We start from the raw sequence: 3,492 nt of genomic DNA, 5'->3' as shown, positions 1-3,492 counted from the left end.
GCGTCGCGGCCGATCTGGCGGACGAGTCAATGGTCCTGCGGGTGCCCGGCGACGGCGGTGTCCGTTCCCTCAAGGCGTTGCTGGATCGGCTCGACGCCGCCGCCGTCGACGTGCAGGGGCTGGCCGTCCGCACGCCGGATCTCGACGACGTGTTCCTCGCCGTGACGGGCGGGGCCGCGCGATGACCACGATGACCCTGGCCGTGCGCGACTCGGCCACCATGCTGCGCCGGCAGCTGCGGCACATGGCCCGGAACTGGTCCTTGCTCCTGATGCTGCTCGCCGTGCCGATCATCTTCCTGCTGCTGTTCGTCTACGTGCTCGGCGGCACGCTCGGTGACGGTCTCGGCGGCGGGTCCGGTGGCCGCAGCACCTACGTCAACTACGTCACGCCCGGCATCCTGCTCATCACCATCGCCGGAGCCGTGCAGGGCACCGCGCTGGCGGTGGCGATGGACATGACCGAGGGCATCATCGCCCGGTTCCGGACCATGGCGATCGCCCGGGTGTCGGTGCTGACCGGGCACGTGCTGGGCAGCGTGCTGCAGACCCTGGCCCAGCTCGCCGTCGTCCTCGGCGTCGCCGTGCTCGTCGGCTTCCGGCCCGCCGCGTCCGCGGTCGAGTGGCTGGCGGTCGCCGGGATCCTCACCGCGGCGACCTTCGCCCTGGTGTGGCTGGCCGTCGCGATGGGCCTGGCGACCAGGACCGTCGAGGCGGCGAGCAACCTGCCGATGCCGCTGATGCTGCTGCCCTTCTTCGGCAGCGGCTTCGTGCCGACCGAGTCGCTGCCCGCCGGGCTGCGGTGGTTCGCCGAGTACCAGCCGTTCACGCCGATCATGGAGACGCTGCGCGGGTTGCTGCTGGGCACCCCGATCGGCACGAGCGCCGCGCTCGCGCTCGGCTGGTGCGCGGTGATCGCGCTGGGCGGCTATCTCTGGGCGAGGCGGCTCTACAACCGCGACCGTACGCGCTGACCCCGCACCAGATCCCGCGCCGCCAGGCGCATTCCGGCCCGGTCCAGGCCGGCGTACGACAACACCGCTTGCTCGTACGCCGGCCGGTCGGCCTGCTCGGCGTCCGCCCGGGCCGACGCCGCGGACATCGTCGGCTGGAACATCCGCAGGAACCGGAATCTCTCGGCCAGCGCGATCATCCGCGCCGCCGACCGCGCCAGCTCCGGATCACCGGTACGCCGGGCCCGTGCGTGGTCCGCCACGGCGATCGCCAGCAGCAGGGTGCCGCAGATCAACTGCTCGATCGGGTACGGCGGTGAGCCGGCCGGTGGCTGGGACAGCAGCCGGATCAGGCGCCCGGGCAGCGTGTCGGCGAGGTCGGCCACGAGGTCGAGCCGGCCGTGCCGGGCGTGCGCGACGACGGCCACCGACCGCGCCTCCACCGCCCAGGGGTCCGCATCGGCATCGGGAACCTGGTCGACGGCCCGCCGCCACAGCTGCAGGCCGGCCTCCACCTCGCCACGAGCCAGCAACAGCTCGGCCCGGATCCCGAGGTCGTAGCCGGCCGAGGTGACATCCTCGTCGAGCGCGACCCCGGTGAGCCCGTCCAGCCACCGTCCGGCCTCGACGGTGTCACCGAGCTGGAGGTTGGCCAGCACGAGCCAGGCCCGTACCCCGACCACGTCGGTCCGGGCGCCCAGCCGCTGGAGCAGCGGCAACGCCGCGAGCAGGTGATCGCGGGCCTCGGCACCCAGCTCCAGCCGCAGGCACAGCTCGGCGACCCGGCCATGGCCCACCGCTCGCGGCCACGGCAGCTCCAGCCGGGTGAAGAGATCGAGCCCTCGCCGGGCCGTCTGCAACGCGGCGTCGGTGTCGCCGGCCATCTCCCAGTAGTAGCCGGCGAGCGTGTTCGCGGCCGCGGCCGGCAGCGGCTCGGTGCTGTCGCACAGCCGTTGCAGCTCCACCGGATCGCCCAGCGCGCCGATCACCCGGCCGATCGCCCGGATCAGCGTGTCCGGCCGCCCCGGGCCGAGCCTTCGCAACGCGACCAGCGCCCGTAGCGGCCGCGGACCCGCACCGCTGAAGGTGGCCACCACCGGGATGGTCAGGGCGGTCCGGGTCACCTCGACGAACGGCGGCTCCGGCCGGTAGTGCGACAGCGGCCAGGAGATCTGCCGGATGAGCGTCATGAGCCGCGCGTGATGGGACTCCAGGCTCCAGATCCCACCGAGCACCGCGGCCACCGCGGCGATGGTGGGCCGGTCGTCGCGGTCGAGGGCCAGCCGCAGCGCCTGGAGCAGATTCTCCTGCTCCGCCCCGACCACGGCGATCGCCTCGTACGGGTCAGAGCCGAGCAGGTCCGCGTGATGGCCGGCGCCGAACGCGCGCGCCCAGGCCAGGAACGCGGCCGTGACTTCGCCGGTCTCCCCGGCCGCAGCGAGCCGCGCGGCACTGAACTCCCGGACTGTCTCCAGCATCCGCAACCGGGTGCCCGACGGCGTGTCCACGGTCCTGAGCAGCGAATGGTCGGCCAGATGCTCCAGCAGCACCAGCCCGTCCGCCTCCCCCAGGCCGGCGGGCAACACCTGGAAAAGCCGGCAGGCGGCGTCCGGCGTGAACCCGTCGACGAACACCGACAACGCGCGCATCGCCGCCCGCCCGGCCGGCTCCAGCAGATTCCAGCTCCAGTCGACGACGGCATGCAGCGTGTGGTGGCGTTGCGGCGCGTCCCGGGCCGCACCTCGCAACAGGCCGAACCGGTCATCGAGCCGCCGGGCGAGTTCCGGCACGGACATGATCCGTACCCGTGCCGCGGCCAGCTCGACCGCCAGCGGCAGCCCGTCCAGGTGGCGGCACAGCTCTGTCACCGCGTCAGCGGGCAGGTCGACGTCCGGCCGCGCCGCCCGCGCCCGCTGCCCGAACAGCTCGACGCTCGTCGACAAGCTCAGCTCCGGCAGTCGGTGCACCGCCTCCGACGACAGTCCCAGCGGCGTCCGGCTGGTGGTGAGAATCCGCAGCTCCGCGGTCATCGACACGCACGCACGAACCAGCTCGGCGACTGCGGCGACGACGTGCTCGCAGTTGTCCAGCACCAACAGCGAAGGCCCGGTGGCCAACGCGGCGGCGATGTCCGCGGCCCCGGCGCTGTGCCCGACCGTGCCCGGCACCCGGCGCTCCCCCACACCGAGAGCCGCCGCCACCTCCCGGACCACGTCATCAGCGCCGGAGAGGCCGGCGAGCGGCACGACCGTAACGGCCGGCACTCCGGCCCGACGGGCCACGGCATGAGCGAGCCGGGTCTTGCCGAGCCCGCCGGGCCCGACAATCGAGACCACCCGGGAGGTACGCAACAGCGCCTCCACCGCGACGACATCGTCATCCCGGCCCAGCAACGGATTCGGCTCGTACGCGACGCCCCGCCGTACCGTGGGCACCACGCCCCGCAGCAGCCGCTGATGCTCGGCCCGCAACGCCTGACCGGGATCGGTCCCGAGCTCGTCGCGCAGCGACCGCCGATAGGCGTCGTAGCGACCCAGCGC

Annotated in this window: 2 protein-coding genes and 1 pseudogene; 2 read left to right on the top strand and 1 reads right to left on the bottom strand. The window is 73.5% G+C overall.

The annotated features are described in order from the left end of the window. A pseudogene (locus tag AB0C29_RS39035) lies at positions 1 to 185 on the top strand (ABC transporter); the annotation flags it as partial. Next, a complete protein-coding gene (locus tag AB0C29_RS39030; protein ID WP_360831581.1) occupies positions 182 to 973 on the top strand; it encodes an ABC transporter permease in 792 nt (263 codons plus the stop codon). The pseudogene AB0C29_RS39035 and the gene AB0C29_RS39030, both read left to right, overlap by 4 nt. Here AB0C29_RS39030 and AB0C29_RS39025 read toward each other — a convergent pair. Next, positions 949 to 3,492, bottom strand: a 2,544-nt coding sequence (locus tag AB0C29_RS39025; protein ID WP_360831578.1) for an AAA family ATPase, incomplete at its 5' end; no start/stop codon positions are given. The genes AB0C29_RS39030 and AB0C29_RS39025 overlap by 25 nt on opposite strands.

It is taken from the genome of Actinoplanes sp. NPDC048791, assembly GCF_040650095.1.
In the GTDB taxonomy this organism is placed as follows: Bacteria; Actinomycetota; Actinomycetes; order Mycobacteriales; family Micromonosporaceae; genus Actinoplanes.
Note: the sequence above shows the minus strand (reverse complement) of the source record. Positions and strands in the feature narration are given on the sequence as shown.